This is a genomic window from Plantactinospora alkalitolerans, assembly GCF_015690345.1.
GTDB lineage: Bacteria > Actinomycetota > Actinomycetes > Mycobacteriales > Micromonosporaceae > Plantactinospora > Plantactinospora alkalitolerans.
Genome location: NZ_JADPUN010000232.1, coordinates 1 through 17,377, shown reverse-complemented (window position 1 = coordinate 17,377; position 17,377 = coordinate 1). Strand labels below are relative to the sequence as shown.

Genomic DNA, 17,377 nt, shown 5'->3' with positions numbered 1-17,377 from the left:
TGCCGGAACGCTACGTGTCGATGCTCGTACGCTACGACCACCAGCGATACTCATGGATGCTCGGCGGGCTACTCAAATTCACTCAGTCACCTGGCGCGCGCCAAAGGCACGCGGTCTATATGCTGCCCCGATGGGGCGGTGGAGTTTCGTTGGCCGGACGGATGAACTCAACCGGTTGGTGAATGCCGCCACCAGCCCGGACATCCGGGGCCTGTTCTTCAGCGGAATGGCCGGAGTCGGCAAGAGCCGGCTGCTCTGGCAGTGCCTGGAGTACCTGCCGGAGCTCGGCTGCGCGGTCTGGTCCGCGTCGGCGAACATCGCCAGCGCCGGGATCCCGTTCGGTGGCCTCGCCCAGGTACTGCCCGCCGACCAGCCGGCCGGGCTCTCCCCCGCCGGGATCATGCGTTGGGCCGTCGACGCACTGCACCAGCAGGCGGCGGGCCGGCGGATCGTGATCGGCATCGACGACGCCCACCTGCTCGACCCGTCCTCGGCCGCCCTGGTCTACCTGATCGCCCGCTCCGACAACGCGACGGTGCTCGGCACGCTGCGCAGCGGCGAGCCGGTGCCGCTGCCGATCCGCGCGCTGTGGACGGACGACCTGGTGGACCATGCCGAGCTGGCGCCGCTCGGCCCGGACGACACCACCGACCTGCTCACCGCGATGCTGGGCGATCCGGTCGACGCGCCCTCGGCGGACCGGCTGCACCGGCTGTCGGCCGGCAACGCGCTGATGCTCCGGGAACTCGTCATCGCGGCACACAGCAGCGAGGAGCTGACCCGGACGTACGGCGTGTGGCGGTGGACCGGCCGGACGCAGTTGCCGCGCAGCCTCGACGACCTGATCGACGCCCGGATCGGCCAGCTCGACCAGGGCGTCCGCGCGGTGGTCGAGCTGGTGGCGATGGGCGAGCCGATCGGCCTGACCCTGCTGAACCGGGCGACCGACAACTCCAGTGTGGAGGCCGCCGAGGAACGGGGCCTGATCCGGGTCGTCACGCACGACCGCCGCTCCGACGTCCGGCTCGCGCACCCGCTCTACGGCGAGGTCGTCCGGCGACGCTGCCCGGTCACCCGCGCCCGCCGGCTCAACGCCCGGCTCGCCGACCTGGTGGAGCGGGTCGGCACCCGGCGCCGCGACGACCTGCTGCGGGTGGCGGTGTGGCGACTCGACTCGGGCACCGCCCTGGACCCGGCGCTGCTGTTGAACGCGGGCGGCCAGGCGTTCAGCCAGTTCGACGTGCCACTCGCCGCCCGGCTGGCCCGGGCCGCGCTGGACGCCGGTGGCGGCTACCAGGCCGCCGAGCTGCTGGCCACCATCCTGATGTTCGGCGACCGGGCCGCCGAGGCGATCGAGGTACTGGACTCGGTGGCCGACCAGATCACCTCGGACGAGCGACGCAGCCGGTGGCTGACCGTACGCGGCATGGTCTCCTACTGGGGTCTCAACCAGGAGTCCACGGTGGCCGAGATCGCCGCCGACGCCGAGCGGTTGACCGATCCGGCCGACCGGGCCCGGGTGGTCGCCTTCGAGGCGATCATGCGGTTGCACCGGCTCGAATGTGCCGAGGCGCTGCGGCTGAGCCGATCCGTCCTGGACCGGCCCGCCGCCACGGTGGCCGCGCGCGGCCTGGCCCGCTGCACCATCGCGCATCTACAGGCGGCCCGGGGCGAACTGGTGCTCAGCGGCCGGGCCGTCGACGGGGTCGCGGCCGAGGCGGCGCAGTGGCGGGTCGAGATGCCCTACCTGCAACTCGCGTTGGAGCTGGCCCGGGGCACCGGGCTGGCCCTGGCCGGCGACCTGGCCGGGATCGACGCGATCGTCGCGGCCGAGTTCGCCGACCTGGCCGACGCGGGCGACTTCCGGATCGGGTCCGGCTACCTGTCCATCCTGCGGGCCCAGGCGGCCCGGTTGCGCGGCCAGACCGGCGAGGCGCTCCGGACCAGCCTCGGCGCCTGCGCGGTGCTCGCCACCAGCAAGGTCTTCGCCGGCCTGGCCCATGCCGAACGGGCCCAGGCCGCAGCGATGCGCGGTGACGTGGAGTCCGCGATCGAGGCGATGGCGGAGTCCGACCGGTCGCACACGTCCGGGATGGCCATCCTCTATCCCTGGCTCGAACAGGCTCGGGCCACCGTGCTCGCCGCCGCCGGCGACCTTCCGGCGGCCGTCGCCGGACTCCGCGGACTCGTCGGCCTGCTCCAGTCCGACGGCTTCGCCGGCCACGAGGTGCTGGCCCTGCACGACCTCGTCCGGCTCGGCCGCGCCGACATCGAGATCGGCGAGCCGACCGTCACGGGTCGCCGACAGTCCGTGGCGCAGCGACTCACCGAGTTGAGCGAGACCGTCGACGGTCCTCTGCCGGCGCTGATGGCCCGGCACGCCCGCGCCGAGTACGGCCACTCCGGCGACCAGTTGCTCGCCGTCGCCGACGCCTTCAGCGAGCTCGATCTCAACGTATTCGCCGCCGAGGCGACCAGCCGGGCGGTGGCCCGGCTCCGGGCGGCCCGGTCGACCCGGTCACACGAGGCGAATCTCCGGCTCGCCGGGCTGCTTCGCCGATGCGACGTGCTCCGTACGCCCGCGCTCTCGACCCGCCAGCCGGCGCTGACCGAACGGGAACGGCAGATCGCCCGGCTGGCCGCCCGAGGACTGGCCAGCCGCAACATCGCCGAACAGCTCTACATCTCCACCCGCACCGTGGAGAACCATCTCCAGCGGGTCTACAACAAACTCGGGGTGACCGGACGCGGCGAGCTGTGGCCGGCCCTGCGGGCGATGCCGGAGCAGGAGAATGATCCCGATCGGTGACCGGCGACAGCGACCGCAGCCGGCCGCCTAGGCTGACCTGGTGCACAGTTCGCGCCCCGCGCTCCTGACCGACCACTACGAGCTGACGATGATCAGCGCCGCCCTGCGGGACGGCACCGCCGACCGGACCTGTGTCTTCGAGGTCTTCACCCGACGCCTGCCGGCCGGCCGGCGGTACGGGGTGGTCGCCGGCACGACCCGACTCGTCGAACTGCTCCAGGACCTCCGGTTCGACGAGACCGAGGTGGCCTTCCTCCGGGACACCGGGGTGGTCGACGAGGCGACCGCGACCTGGCTGTCGACGTACCGGTTCAGCGGCGACATCGACGGCTACGCCGAGGGTGAGCTGTACTTTCCCGGCTCCCCGATCCTGACCGTCACCGGCACCTTCGCCGAGTGCGTCCTGCTGGAGACCCTGACGCTCTCCGTGCTCAACCACGACTCGGCGATCGCGGCGGCGGCGGCCCGGATGGTGACCGCCGCCCGGGGCCGTACCCTGATCGAGATGGGCTCCCGCCGGGCGCACGAGGAAGCGGCGGTCGCCGCGGCCCGGGCCTCCTACCTGGCCGGGTTCGGCTTCACCTCCAACCTGGCCGCCGGGGCGCGCTACGGCATACCGACCGCCGGCACCGCCGCGCACGCCTTCACGCTGCTGCACGACGACGAGCCGGCCGCGTTCGCCAGCCAGGTCGCCGCGCAGGGCCGGAGCACCACGCTGTTGGTCGACACGTACGACATCGCCCAGGGAATCCGCAACGCGATCGCGGTCGCCGGTCCGGAACTGCGGGCGGTCCGGATCGACTCCGGCGACCTGGCGGTGCTGGCCCAGCACTCGCGGGAGCTGCTCGACTCGCTCGGCGCCACCGAGACGAAGATCATCGTCTCCGGCGACCTCGACGAGTACGCCATTGCCGCGCTCGCCGCCGAGCCGGTCGACATGTACGGCGCCGGTACCGCCGTGGTGACCGGTTCCGGCGCGCCGACCGCCGGACTCGTCTACAAACTCGTCGAGGTGGAGGGCCGCTCCGTGGTCAAGCGCTCGGAGCGCAAGGCCACCGTCGGCGGACGCAAGACAGCCGTCCGCCGCCACAAACCCAGCGGCACCGCCACCGAGGAGATCATCGTCTCCCAGGGCACCCCCGACCCCCAGCCCAACGATCGCCCGCTCCAGCGCCCGTACGTCTCCGCCGGCAAACCGGTGCGACTACCCACTCTCACCGAGTCCCGCGAACACCTACGACAGTGCCTGATCTCGATCCCCTGGGAGGGGCTCAAGCTGTCAGCCGGCGACCCCACCCTCCCGGTAACCGTCGTGGGGGCATAAGGAAGGGCCCCTTCTTATCGCTTTCTGCATAGAAAGGGCCCCTTCTTAACAGTCAAGGAGAGGTGCGACAGATGAGCCGAGCACTGATAATCGTCGACGTACAGAACGACTTCTGCGAGGGCGGCTCCCTCGCCGTGGCCGGGGGTGCGGCAGTGGCCGCCGGGATCTCCCGACTGCTCGCCAGCGAACCGGACCGCTGGGACCACGTGGTGGCGACCAGGGACCACCACGTCGACCCCGGCGCCCACTTCGGCGATCCGCCGGACTTCGTGGACTCCTGGCCCCGGCACTGCGTCGTCGGCACCGACGGTGCGCAGTTCCATCCCGACCTGGCCACCGAACGGGTCGAGGCGGTGTTCCACAAGGGCGAGTGGGCGGCGGCGTACTCCGGGTTCGAGGGCGCCGCCGAGGACGGTGAAGGACTGACAGACTGGCTGCGCCGACACTCGGTGGAGACCGTCGAGGTGGTCGGCATCGCCACCGACCACTGCGTACGGGCCACCGCCTCGGACGCCGCCCGGGAGGGTTTCGCCACCAGCGTGCTGCTCGACCTGACCGCCGGAGTCAACAACCTGACCACCGGAGCGGCCCTGACCGCGCTGCGCGAGGCCGGGGTCACACTGCACGGCGCACCGCTGCTCGGCAGCCCCGCAGGACTAATTCGCTGGCGCGCGGAAAGTACCGACCTGGCAGGATAGCCGGGGAGGTACGGCTCCTGATGAATCTCACCCCTTACCGGGAAGCTCTCGCACTGCCCGGCGTACGCTCCCTGATGCTGGTCACCCTGCTGGCTCGGGTCCCCAAGACGATGACGATCATCGCGTTGACGATGTACGTCGTGCTCGATCTTAAGCACGGGTACGGCGCCGCCGGACTGGCCGGCGCCGCGATGACGATCGGCGCCGCCGTCGGTGCACCGTTGCTGGGCCGGCAGGTCGACCGCCGTGGCCTGCGACCCGTGCTCGCGCTGACCACCGTCGCCGAGGCCGTCTTCTGGTTCACCGCGCCGACCATGCCGTACCCGGTGCTGCTCGGCGGGGCGCTGCTGGGCGGGCTGCTGTGCCTGCCGGTGTTCGGGGTGGCCCGGCAGTCGGTTGCCGCGCTCGTGCCACCGGAGAAACGGCGTCCGGCGTACGCGCTGGACTCGATGGCCGTGGAGCTGTCGTTCATGGTCGGCCCCGCCCTCGCGGTCCTGCTGGCCACCAGCGTGTCGCCGAAGGCGAGCCTGCTCGTGGTCAGCGGCGGCGTCGCGCTGGCCGGCATGGCGTTGTTCTGGCTCAATCCGCCGATCCGGGCCGACCACGAACCGGTGGGCACGGCGCGGGCGGTGTCCCGGCGGGAGTGGCTGACACCCCGGCTGCTCGGAATACTGGCCATCAGTACCGCCTCGACGCTGGTGCTCGGCGGCACCGACGTCGCCGTGGTGGCCGTGCTCCGGACCGCGGAACAGGTCGAGTGGACCGGTGTGGTCCTGGCGATCTGGGCCGTCTGCTCGCTGGTCGGCGGCTTCGTGTACGGCATGGTGTCCCGATCGGTCTCCCCGATGCTCATCGTCACGATGCTCGGGCTCTGCACGATCCCGATCGGCTTCGGCGGTACGCAGTGGTGGTCGCTCGCGCTCGCACTGCTGCCGGCCGGGATGCTGTGTGCGCCGTCCCTCGCGGCGACCGCCAACGCGGTGAGTCAACTCGTTCCGGCGAGCGTGCGCGGTGAGGCGATGGGCCTGCAGAACTCCTCGATCACGGTCGGCCTGGCCCTCGGTGCGCCACTGGCCGGCGCGGTGATCGACGCCTCCGCGCCCGCCTGGGGCTTCGCGGCGACCGGCCTGGTCGGCGCGGTGGTCGGGCTGGCCTTCCTCGTCGCCGGGCTGATCCGGCGCCGGAGGACGACCGCCGCACCCGCCGCACCCGCGCCCACCCCGGCCACCGCCGCCGCCGAGCGGTGAACGCCTCAGCCGCCGAACCGTGAACGACTCAGCCGCCGAGCCTTGAACGGCGGGTCCGTGCCCGGTGGCGACGGACGGGTTTTCGGCGGCGGCAGCGGCCGGATCAGCGAACCTACGCCTTCCACAATAGACAGTGCCGGTCCGGCGGGGATCTTGTCGGTGCCGGGCACTAGCGTTCCGCGTGCTTCTCAGCGACGGCGGCCGGAGCACGGCCGGAACCGGACACATGACGCATGGCGGAGGGTGGATCAGTGGGTTGGTTGTCGGCGGGTGACTCCTACGAGATCTCACTGGTGGACGGCAAGGTGGTCGCCAGGTCGGCCGCCCGTCGGGGGACCGGTCGTCCCCTGAAGACGCTGCCGAAGGCGTTGCGGGACCATCCCGAGGTGGACCGGTTGCGTCAGCTTGCCGAGTGGCTCGACCGGCACAGCGCCGACTGTGTCGCCCGGGTCGAGACATGGATGGTGTCCTCCCTTCCGGTCCCCACCGGGCTGCTCGCCCGGGTGTGGCCCGACCCCGCCTGGCAGGGCGTCCTGCGCGACCTCGTCGTCATGGGCGACGATCTCGAACAACTGGGCCTGCTGCGGGACGTCACCGATTCAGGCGAGTTGCGGGTGGTCGACCTCGACGGCGAGACGCTGCGAATGTCGCCGCAGACGGTGACCCTGCCGCACCCCGTACTGCTGCCCGAACTGGAGGACCTGCGGGAGTTCGTCGCGGAACTGGGGGTGTCCCAGCGGGTCGAGCAACTGCACCGGGCCACCTGGCCGAAGCCCTCGGACCTGGACGGGACGGCGACCCGGGTGTCGGACTTCCGGGAGGCTCGGCTCGCTTCCCGGGCCGCCGTGACCGCCCGCGCCAGCGCCCTTGGCTACCAGGCGTCCAGCGCCACCGTCAGCTGCCGGATCTACGAGGCCGGACGGATCGTCGAGGCATCGGTATGGATCAACGGAGAGTACTGGGAGAACCAATTGACCATGGGTGACCTGTCCTGGCTGCTCGGCGACGGCCGACCGCTGCCGCTGTCAGAAGTCGGGCCGGTGGCCTGGTCGGAGGGGATCCGGATGGCCGCGACCCTCTCCGGCGGCCGGCCGGTCGGTGTGGGAAAGGGCGTGTGACCGCCGTGACGTCCGAGATCGAGGACCTGCTGTCGGCCGGTGCGGTGCTGCCACTCGACATCAGCGGAGCCGGCACATCCGCAACCGGCGGGGCTGGCGAACACGCCGTACCGCTGACCGCCCGGACCTATCGGCATCCGGTCCTGGGCGACCAGCCGGTGGTCCGACTGGTCCCGGCCGAGCTGGGCGACGGGGAGGACACCGCCATGGCCTTCCTCGGCCTCGAACGAGCCGCCGACCCCGTCCTGGTCGGACTCGGCCAACGCCAGTCGCTGGGCTTCCCGGAATGGGTCCTGGTCCGGCATCCGGACGACGGCCACCACGCGCTGGCGATCGTGCCCGAGCTGAAGCGTGTCGCCCGACAGGCACGGTCCAAGCCCAAGACCGCAGTGGACGAATACCACGCTCTCGCCCAGCGGTTGGCCCGGTCGGTGCCGCACTTCCTGCCCACCTTCTACGAGCAGGCCGGGCGGGTCTTCCTCGGCCTGGAGGAGAAGGGGTACGCGGGGCAGATGTTCGGTCGGGCCCGCAGAGCCGAGGCGGAGCACGGGTTGGGCACCGAGCCGGACCGGATCGACTCGGTGTACCTGGAATTCGCCCTGGCGGGGGCGCTACCGGCCACCGCACTCGCCGGGTACGCCAAGGAACTGGCCAACCGACTGCCCGCCGACCAGGCACTGCGGCGGTTCTGCCGGCTCTGCGTACGGACCACTTCGGCCGGGATCGTTCCGTCGGTGCAGACCGCGAACGCGCTGCGCCGGCTGGTCCGCGCGGCAGACAAGAGCGGGAACAGCCGGGCCGACGGGGGCGTCCGCCCGGGGCAGGCGCTCGAGCGGGCGTACCTGATCGAGATGCTCGACCTGCCGGCGACCGCGCAGGCCGCGATCGGCTGGTGGCAGGCGTACCTACCGGCGCTCGTCGCGCTGGCCGAGACCGACCGGAGCGTACGCGGTGCCCTGCTCAACCTGATGCCGCCGAACGACCCGGACGGCGAGGTGCTGCCCGCCTGGCTGGAGGTTCTCACCGCGACCGGCGCGATCGACGGGCTCGTCGATCTCCGGCTGCCGGTGGCCGAACGGCCGACCGACGGCTCGGCGGGCTGGCTCCGACGGTTCCTCAAGGTGCGGCACCGCCGCGCATACCAGTACCCCGGCCGGTCACCGGCGCTGTACGGGCTGGTCGAGCGGATGGCCGACGCGCTGCGCGCCGAACTGGCCGCCGAGGACGGTACGACGATCGACGCGAGCCACGACATCGACCTCATCGACCTGATGCTGTCGCTCGACCTGCCGGTGACCGTCCCCGGTGCCCTGGTGCGGATCACGGGGTGGGCCGACGGCGCGGGGCAGCGGGACCTGCTGGCGCTGGCCGGCGAAGCCCGGTTCCGGAAGGCCCTGCACGGCGCGCTCGACCGGTGCGACGACGAGGCCGGCCACCGGGCGATGCGCCGGCTGGCCGGCTCACCGGGTGGCCGGCCGCTGCTGACCGGGTGGGTCCGGAACCAGGCCGCCGCACTCGGCGCCCGTGGACTGCCGCGACTCGCCGAGGCGGGCACGCTGCTCGCCTCGCTGCCCGCCGAGGCACTGGTGTTGGCGCCGGAGGAGGTTGCCACGGCGGCCCGCACCGATCTCACCGACGCGGTGCTCCGGAGCCTGCGCGGCGGGCTCCTGGAGGAACTGGGCTGGCCCGCCTGGGACGAGGCGATCGGCGACGTGGTCGATCCGTCGGCCGGCCACACCGTCCTCGTCCTCGCGGACGCCTGGCCGTACCTGATCGTGGCCGGACCCACCCGGGCCCGGGTGATCGACGCCGACGGCACAGTGCTCACCCACGACCTGCGGATCCCGCAGGGCGACCTCTGGGGGCAACCGGGCTTCCACTTCGTCGACGGCGAACTCCTGGTCTACTGGCGCTCCAACCAGCGCCACGGCAGCCTGTTGGGATACTGGCACTCGGCCCCGGATCAGGTGCGACCGATGGCGGGCGACCACAACCAGTACCATCCCCGCCGCGACGTCAGCAGCCTGCCGCTGCCCGGAGGCGGGCGGACCACCGGCGCCGGTGTGCTGCACGTCGGTGACACCGAGGTCCCGGACGACCAGGACGTGATCAGCGACGGAACGTCGTACTGGGTACGGCGTCCCGCCCGCGGCGGCGAGGCCGCGCAGTGGTACGAGTACGACCCGACCACCGGGGAGTACGGCCGGCAGGGGCTGCCCGGCCAACTGGCCGACGCACTGCGTACCGCCCCGGCCGGCAGCACCCTCAGCGACGTGCGGAGCTGGCTGCGCCCGGCCCCGTCGGACCGGGCGACCCCGCTGGGCGTACCCGTGGACGGGCTGCTCGGCTGGCGGCTGGTACGCCTGCCGGACGGGTCGTACCGGGGCCAGGATCTGGCCGGTCGCACGGTCACCACGAACCGGGGCGTACCGGTGGGGGCGCTGCGGCTGCCCGGTGACGACCGGCTGCGGATCCTGCTGGAGGACTTGCGGCTGGCCGACCCGGACGGGATCGTGATCACCAGACCGACGATCAGCCGATCCCCGGTCCGGTGCACCCGGGCGGGTATTCTCCTTCCGCCCCAGTGGCACCTGCACCAGCTCCGGCCGCGTGACCCGCAGGGTTCCGCCGCGCTGCGCCGGATCGACCGGGACACCGTCGCGACCCTGCTCAAGAGCGCCGACAGGCCGAAGGAACTCCCCGAGCTGATCCGCTCGACGCTGCCGCAGATCACCGACGACGTGCTGGTCGCCGGGGTGGCCGAGGTGCTGTGGTTCGCCGCGACCAGCCAGAGCACCCTGCGCGGGCTGGCGGAGCGGCTCGCGGCGGCACTGGCGCAGGAGGTACCGGAGGAAAATCCCTCGGGGCCGAGCGACGCCGCACTCCGTACGGCCCTGAACGGCTTCGCCGACGTGTACTACTGGCGGGCGCAGGAGCACCTCGACCACGCCTTCCGGCAGCTGCGGACGATGCGGGGGGCCATGGACCGGTCCGAGGCCGACCCCGGCGTCGGGCTGCACCTCGAAGGGCCGGAACTGTCGCACTCCATCGTGGATCTGCCGGCCCTGCTGGGCTGGTGTACGGGGATCGCGTACCGGGCGGTGGCCGCGACGACTCCGGCGCAGGAGCGGGAGGTGCTCCGTGCACTGCTGACCGAACTGGACGGTCTCGGCCTGGTCACCGCCGCCGAGGCGACCCGGTGGCGACGGATCCGCCTCCACCTCCCCGACCGTAATCTGCCGTCCGGAAGCGGCGGGCGACCGCATCAGCATCGTGCGCTGCTGCCGCTGTCCGGTGGCCGGTTCATCGCCGTACTGGACCACGTCGCGACGACGTTCACCGGAGTTGAACTCGGCGGGCTGTACCACGATCCGTCCGAGAAGTTCGCCGTGCCGGCCCCGTACACGGTGCTCGCCTCCACGCCGGTCGGCGACGCCCGGCCGGCGGGTTGGATGGCCGGCTTCCTGGCCGAGTGGGCCCGGCGCGGCCCGCTGCCGTGGCGGCCCGCCGCCGCCGACGAGTTCGCCGAACGGACCGGGGTGAGCCGGGCGGCGGCCCGGCTGGTGCTGGCCGGCCTCTTCCGGGTCAACAGCGCCGAGCCGATGCCGGCCGAGGTCCGGGAGACCCTCGGGCTCAAACCGACCGAGGTCACACTCGCCCGGTCGCAGCTCACCGGGATCGACGGGGACGTCCGGAGGGCGGTCGTCACGGCGCTGGTCCCCGACGACCCGACCCGGCTCTGGACGGACGGACCGGACGTCGCCGCCGCCGCGCAGGTCTGGAACGACAGGGTCGGGCGGCGGCCCACGATCCCCGAGGAACTTCTCGCCGACGCACTTCGGTCGGTGAGGCTGACCTGGAGCGTGGACTGGGCGTTGGCCGGGCTGCTGGAGCCCGACCTGTCCCCCGAACTGCGCAACGACCTGGCCTGGGGGCTGAAGCAGAACCAGTTCGTCCAGCGGGATGCCTCGGCCGTCGGGTTCACCGCCGCGACCCTGGTCGGCGCCGTCGGCACCGCCGCCTGGGTCGCCCACCGGGTCCCGGCCGGTGATCCCGTGCGGGCCGCGCTGCCCGCCGCACTCGTCGCGGTACGGGACCGGCTGGCCAACCCCGAACTGATGCTCACCTTCGACTGGTACGTCCGGCTCGACGCGTTCCGCAAGGTCGCCGGGGCACCCTCGCAGACGGGCGACGGTTGGGAGCGGTACGGAGCCGTCGTCCTGGCCACCCACGGCGACCGGTCCCATCCGGCGATCCGGGTGGCGCTGCTCGACGACAGTGGCGACGATCCGTACCTTCCGGTGCTGCGCGGCGGCGCGCAGCGGATGTCCGATATGGAGGTGGCGCTGCGGACCGCCCGGGACCCGTGGTTCGCCGCGCTGCTGGCCGACCCGGGCGAACCGGCCGCCGGAACCCGGGACCCGGACGGTACGTGGTGGCCGCAGGATCCGAGCCGATCGGTTCCCGACCTGGTCGCCGAGGTGGTCGCCGAGTACGGGCTGAGCGCCGACGCCGCCGCGCTGTATCTGATGCTGTTGGCGATGCCCGATCCGACCGACCGGAACGTGGCCCGGTGGACCGGGTGGAAGCCCGCCCGGCTCCGGTCCGGCCGCACCGAACTGGCCGGCACCGAACTGGTGATCCAGGCCAGCCGGTCCCGGGCGGGACGCGCCCTGTTCCTTCCCGGCGCCTGGCTGGAGCAGCGCAGTCCACGGCTGCCGATCGAGCAGTGGAAGATTCCGCTGTTCGCGGTGCCGGGTCAGCCCGACGTCCCGCTCGGGCTGGGCGTGCCGTTCGCACCCGCGCCGGAGATCTACCGGCGGGCCTGGCAGCGGATCAGGGACGGCGGCGGCCCCCGGCTCGAACAGTTGCAGACCCCCCGCACCCGGAAACCGAGGAACCCGTGACCGTGAGCGCACAGACGACAGACCCGGCGGCAGACCGGACGACAGACCCGACGGCAGACCTGGCGAAGGGCCCCGGCGGGGCGTCGGACGGCTGGCAGGTCCTGCCGGCCGAGCGAAGGTTCGCCGCCGAACTGGCCTTCCTCGCCGCGTACGACGACGGCCCCCGGCCACCCGGATGGTTGCTGACCCCACGTGCCGTGGTCACGTTCATCCAGGGCAGCGACGGCGAACCGCTCGCCCTGGCCAGGGAGCGGCGTACCGGTCCGGACGGCGGCGAACTGCCGGCCACCCTGGTCATCCCGGCCAAGTTCGTCGGCGAACGGGTGCTGGTGGAGCGGTGCGTGGTCACCCTGGCCGGCGAGCGCGGACTGCTGCTGGTCGGCGAACCCGGAACCGCCAAGTCGATGCTCTCCGAACTGCTGGCGGCGGCGGTCTGCGGCACCAGCGCGCTGACCGTGCAGGGCACCGCCGGAACCACCGAGGACGCCTTCCGGTACGGCTGGAACTACGCGCTGCTGCTGGCCCAGGGACCGACCCGGCAGGCACTGGTCGAGTCCCCGGTGCTCACCGCCATGCGGACCGGTCGGGTGGCCCGGATCGAGGAGGTCACCCGCTGCCTGCCGGAGGTGCAGGACGCGCTGGTGTCGATCCTGTCCGACCGGCGGGTCAACGTGCCCGAACTCGCCGACACCGACGCGGGGGTGCTGCCGGCGGCTCCGGGTTTCACCGTGATCGCGACCGCGAACCTGCGCGACCGGGGTGTGTCGGAGATGTCGGCCGCGCTCAAGCGCCGTTTCAACTTCGAAACCGTCGGACCGATCGCCGATCCGGTGACCGAGATGGAGTTGGTCCGCCGGCAGGCCATCGCCGCCGTCGCCCGGGCCGGCGCCGCGTACGCCGTGGACGACAGTGTGCTCGACGCCCTGGTCACGGTGTTCCGCGACCTGCGGTCCGGGCGGTCGGCCGAGGGTTGGGACGTGGAGCGACCGGGCACGGTGATGTCGACCGCCGAAGCGGTGCAGGTGGCGGCCGCACTCGGCCTGAGCTCGGCCTACCTGCCGGCGGGGGACGTCCTCGACCTGCTGCCCGGACACCTGCTCGGCGTGGTGCGCAAGGACGACCAGGCCGACCACGGCCGGCTCGTCGGCTACTGGGACGGCCCGGTACGGCGACGCGCCGAGCAGGGGGCACCTATGTGGCGCCGGCTCTGGGATCTGCGGGAGACGCTGCGGTGACCTGCGCAGCGACTCCGGACCCGCGGAAGGCGATCGAGGCGCTCGCCGGATCGGTCCAGCCCTATCTGATCGGGGTACGGCATCACAGTCCCGCGCTCGCGGCCCTGGTGCCGGCACTTCTCGACACCGCCGCGCCCGACGTCCTCTGCATCGAGCTGCCGACCGACTTCCAGTCCTGGCTGCCCTACCTGGCCGACCCGGCGACCCGGGCACCGGTCGCGCTGACCGGAGCCCGCGACGACGGGCGACTGGGTTTCTACCCGTTCGCCGACTTCTCCCCCGAACTGGCCGCGATCCGGTGGGCCCGGGAACGTGGCGTCGAGGTCGTCTGCTGCGATCTTCCGCTCACCGATCCGGGCTGGTCGTCGACCGGCACCTCGGAAGTGGTCACCGCGACAGGTCCGGCCACCACGCCCGCCTTCGCCACCGCGCTCGCCACCAGCGGTACCGGCCGGGACGACGACGACCTCTGGGACCGGGCGGTCGAGGTGCGGGCCCCGGGCTGTTCCCCAGAGGCGGTACGGCGGGCCGCCCTCGGCGTCGGCTGGGCGATGCGGCAGGACGCGGCAACCGCCCACGGTGTACCGGCCCGGGACCTGGCTCGCGAGGAACACATGCGGCGGGTGCTCGGCGGGGCCGCCGCCGGCGGTCGCCGGGTCGCCGCCGTCGTCGGCTCGTTCCACGCCGTCGCCCTGCTCGGATCGACCGGCACCGCCCCGACCGGTGGAGCCGAGGACACGGCCACCCGCACCGCCCCGACCGGTGGAGCCGAGGACACGGCCACCCGCACCGCCCCGACCAGCGAAGCGGCTGCAAGCGTCACCGTCTCGCTCGTCCCCTACGCCTTCGACCTGCTCGACTCCCGTTCCGGCTACGAGGCCGGAATTCGCGACCCGCGTTGGCAGCAGGCGGTCCTCCTGGCCGGCGGCGATCCGGAGCAGATCCGGACCGCCGCCGCCCGGGCGGTCACCGACGTGTGCCGGGCACTCCGGGCGGTGGGACATCCCGCCGGTACCGGTGAGGCCGCCGAGACCCTTCGGGTGGCCGAGGACCTGGCCCGACTGCGTGGCCTGCCCGCACCCGGTCGGGGGGAGTTGCTGGAGGCCGTGACCACGGTGCTCGGTCAAGGCGAACTGCTCGGCCGGGGCCGGGCGGTGGCCCGCGCGCTGGAAACGGTCCTCATCGGCGCCGAGCGGGGCCGCCCGGCCCCGGGAACCCCCCGGTCCGGGCTCGGGCCCTCGGTGGAGGCCGAACTCGTCGAGCTGCGGCTGCCGAACCCCGCCGAGCCGGCGCCACGGGAACTGCGCCTCGATCCGCTCCGGTCCGCCCTGGACGGTCGTCGGGAAATCATGCTGCGCCGCCTGCGGACCTGCGGAATCGACTACGGCGAACCGGTCGAGGTGGCCGGAATCGGGGACGGATCGGCGCTGACCACCCGGTGGCGGGTCTCCTGGAGACCGTCCGTACCGGCCCTGCTGGACCTGGTCGGCGTACGTGGCGTCACGGTGCGCCTCGCCACGGCCGGTACGCTGCGAGCGCGATTCCACCGGGAGTCCGCCGACGGTGGATCCACCTGCGCGGAGGTCCTGACCGGGCTGGAGGACGCGGCCCGGTGCGATCTGCCCGATCTGGTCGACGACCGACTCGGCCAGGCCGCCGAAGTGCTACCGGCCGCCGGCACCCTCGCCGAACTGCTCACCGCGCTCGACCTGGTGGAGGCGCTGCGCCGGCAACATGTACCGGGTACCACCGCCGACGGACGGGAGCGGGCCGGCGAGTTGGGCGCCGTACTGCTCGACGCGGCGGTTCGAGGACTGCCCGGACTTGCCGGCAGTGATCGACCGGAGGAGGCTGCCGCGCTGGTCGCGCTCGCCGTACGGGCCGGCGAGCATCGGCTGGGGCTGCGCCTCGACGACACCCTGGCCGAGTTGGCCCGTACCGGGTCGCCGCTGGTGCAGGGGGCCGCGCTGGCGGCGCGGGTACTGATCGATCTCGACACCCCGGAAACCCTGGGCGTCCGGACCGCCGGCTGGATCGACGCCGGTACGGATCCGGCCGGGCGGCGCCGGCTGCTCCACCTGCTGGGCGGCCTGCTGACGGCCGCGGGGCCGCTGCTCCAGGCCGCGCCGGCCGCGCTCGATCCGCTGCTCGACCGGGTCGAGCGGTTGACCGACCAGGATTTCCTGGACCGGTTACCGGCGTTGCGCGGCGGCTTCGACACGCTGACGCCGGTGGCTCGGGAACAGCTGCTGGGCACCGTGACCGGGCGCCTCGGCGATCGGATCGACCTCACCCTCTCCGCTCCGCCCGCCGTGCTGGCCCGCTGGAGCGCGGCGGACGCCGCCGGGCACGCCGTGCTCCGTGCCCTTGGCATTCCACTGCCCGAGTTGCCTGGGTTGCCCGGGTTGCCCGACGTGCGGCCGGTCACCACGGGACCAGCCGCCGTCAAATCAGCCGTCGCCGGGCCAGCCGCCACCGGATCAGCCGTCGCCGGATCTGCCGCCGCCGGGCCAGCCGCCGCCGGATCAGCCGCCGCCACCGCCACCGCCACGGGACCAGCCGCCGCCACCGCCACCGGGGATGCCCAGGCGGTCGGCACCGTCGCCGCCACGGATCACCTGCCGGAGGTACGGCTGGGTCCGGCCGACCGCTGGCGCCTGCTCCTCGGTCGGGAAGCCGAACGGCTACCGGACGAGGTCCGGCGGCACGCGCGCGCCCTCGACGAGTTGTACGGAACGGGCCGGGGCGAAGGAGCCGCCGACGTTGGTCAGGGCTCCTCCTCCGGCGGCGCGGGCCAGGGCACGTCCTTCCCGACGGCGAGGGAGTGGGCGGACGAACTGGAGGTCCTGTTCGGCGCGGGCGTCCGGGAGGAGGTGCTCGCCCGGGCGGCCGAGAACGGTCGGAGCGATGTCCTGACCGAACTCGACCCGGACCTCGTACGCCCCTCTGTGCAGTTGCTGACCTCGGTCCTCTCGCTCGCCGGTGGCCTGCCCGAACAGCGGCTGGCCCGGTTGCGGCCGCTCGTCCGGCGCCTCGTCGACGACCTCGCCCGGGAACTCGCCAGTCAACTTCGGCCCGCGCTGTCCGGGCTGACCACACCTCGGCCGACCCGCAGGCCCGGTGGCCGGCTGGATCTCGCCCGTACCCTGCGAGCCAATCTGGCGCACACCCGGCGGCTCGCGGACGGCCGGACGGTGGTGCTGCCGGAACGCCCGGTGTTCCACACCCTCGTCCGGCGCGAGGCCGACTGGCGACTGGTCCTCGTGGTCGACGTATCCGGGTCGATGGAGGCATCGGTGGTGTGGTCGGCCCTGACCGCCGCCGTGCTGGGCGGAGTGCCCACGCTGTCCACGCACTTTCTCGCCTTCTCGACGAGCGTGATCGACCTGACCGATCGGGTGAGTGATCCCCTCTCCCTGCTGCTGGAGGTACGGGTCGGCGGCGGAACACACATCGCCGCCGGCCTCGCCCACGCCCGGTCCCTGGTGACCGTGCCGAGCCGGACAATCGTCGTGGTGGTCAGCGACTTCGAGGAGGGCTACCCGCTCGCCGGACTGCTCGGCGAGGTACGGGCGCTGGCGAACTCCGGTGTCCACCTGCTCGGCTGCGCCGCGCTGGACGACGGTGGCGTCCCGCGCTACTCGGTGTCGATCGCACAGCAACTCGTCGCGGCCGGAATGCCGATCGCCGCGCTCAGTCCGCTCGAACTCGCCCGCTGGGTGGGCGACCGGCTACGTGGAGGACCTCGGTGACGCATCCGCTGCCAACCGACCCGCCGGACTCCATCGATGACGCGCTGCCGTCGGTGGCGCCGCAGGTCGTCGCCGCTGTCACTGCGGATCTCACCTCCCGGCTGGCCAGGAGGCTCGATGCGACGATCGAACGGGTCGGCGCGGCCCCGCGCAGCGCCGGGCCGGACGGACTCCGGATCGAGTGCGGTCCGGACGCGACGGTCACCCTCACACCCGGTCCGTCCGGCGTGATCACCGATGCCGGTCAGGTGCGGTGTGGCTGTCTACTGGCGCCCCGCTGTCTGCAC

9 protein-coding genes are annotated in these 17,377 nt (G+C 73.0%); all 9 read left to right on the top strand.

Annotated elements, in window-relative coordinates; all coding sequences use genetic code 11:
* The first annotated feature begins 130 nt into the window (after positions 1-130).
* Positions 131-2,809 (top strand): LuxR C-terminal-related transcriptional regulator, encoded by a 2,679-nt coding sequence (locus I0C86_RS26295; RefSeq protein ID WP_196203962.1) that lies wholly within the window; start codon positions 131-133, stop codon positions 2,807-2,809.
* Positions 2,810-2,849: 40 nt separating this feature from the next.
* Positions 2,850-4,133 (top strand): nicotinate phosphoribosyltransferase, encoded by a 1,284-nt coding sequence (locus tag I0C86_RS26290; RefSeq protein WP_196203961.1) that lies wholly within the window; start codon positions 2,850-2,852, stop codon positions 4,131-4,133.
* A 71-nt stretch (positions 4,134-4,204) separates the two neighbouring features.
* Positions 4,205-4,831 carry an isochorismatase family protein gene (locus I0C86_RS26285; RefSeq protein WP_196203960.1) on the top strand — a complete coding sequence of 209 codons (627 nt, stop codon included), beginning with the start codon at positions 4,205-4,207 and terminating at the stop codon, positions 4,829-4,831.
* The gene (locus I0C86_RS26280; RefSeq protein ID WP_196203978.1) at positions 4,828-6,078 is read left to right on the top strand and encodes an MFS transporter; all 1,251 of its coding nucleotides are present in this window, start codon (positions 4,828-4,830) and stop codon (positions 6,076-6,078) included. Before I0C86_RS26285 ends, I0C86_RS26280 begins: the two co-directional genes overlap by 4 nt.
* A gap of 251 nt (positions 6,079-6,329) precedes the next feature.
* Entirely contained in the window at positions 6,330-7,196 is an 867-nt protein-coding gene (locus I0C86_RS26275) for a DUF4132 domain-containing protein (RefSeq protein ID WP_196203959.1), read from the top strand.
* Entirely contained in the window at positions 7,193-12,103 is a 4,911-nt protein-coding gene (locus tag I0C86_RS26270; RefSeq protein WP_196203958.1) for a DNA-binding protein, read from the top strand. The genes I0C86_RS26275 and I0C86_RS26270 overlap by 4 nt, the downstream gene beginning before the upstream one ends.
* A 59-nt stretch (positions 12,104-12,162) precedes the next feature.
* Positions 12,163-13,338 (top strand): ATP-binding protein, encoded by a 1,176-nt coding sequence (locus I0C86_RS26265; RefSeq protein ID WP_196203977.1) that lies wholly within the window; start codon positions 12,163-12,165, stop codon positions 13,336-13,338.
* Complete coding sequence (locus I0C86_RS26260; RefSeq protein WP_196203957.1) at positions 13,335-17,090, top strand: DUF5682 family protein; 3,756 nt, start codon at positions 13,335-13,337, stop codon at positions 17,088-17,090. The genes I0C86_RS26265 and I0C86_RS26260 overlap by 4 nt, the downstream gene beginning before the upstream one ends.
* Positions 17,087-17,377 (top strand): hypothetical protein (locus I0C86_RS26255; RefSeq protein ID WP_230394818.1); only part of this gene is annotated, 291 nt, incomplete at its 3' end. The genes I0C86_RS26260 and I0C86_RS26255, both read left to right, overlap by 4 nt.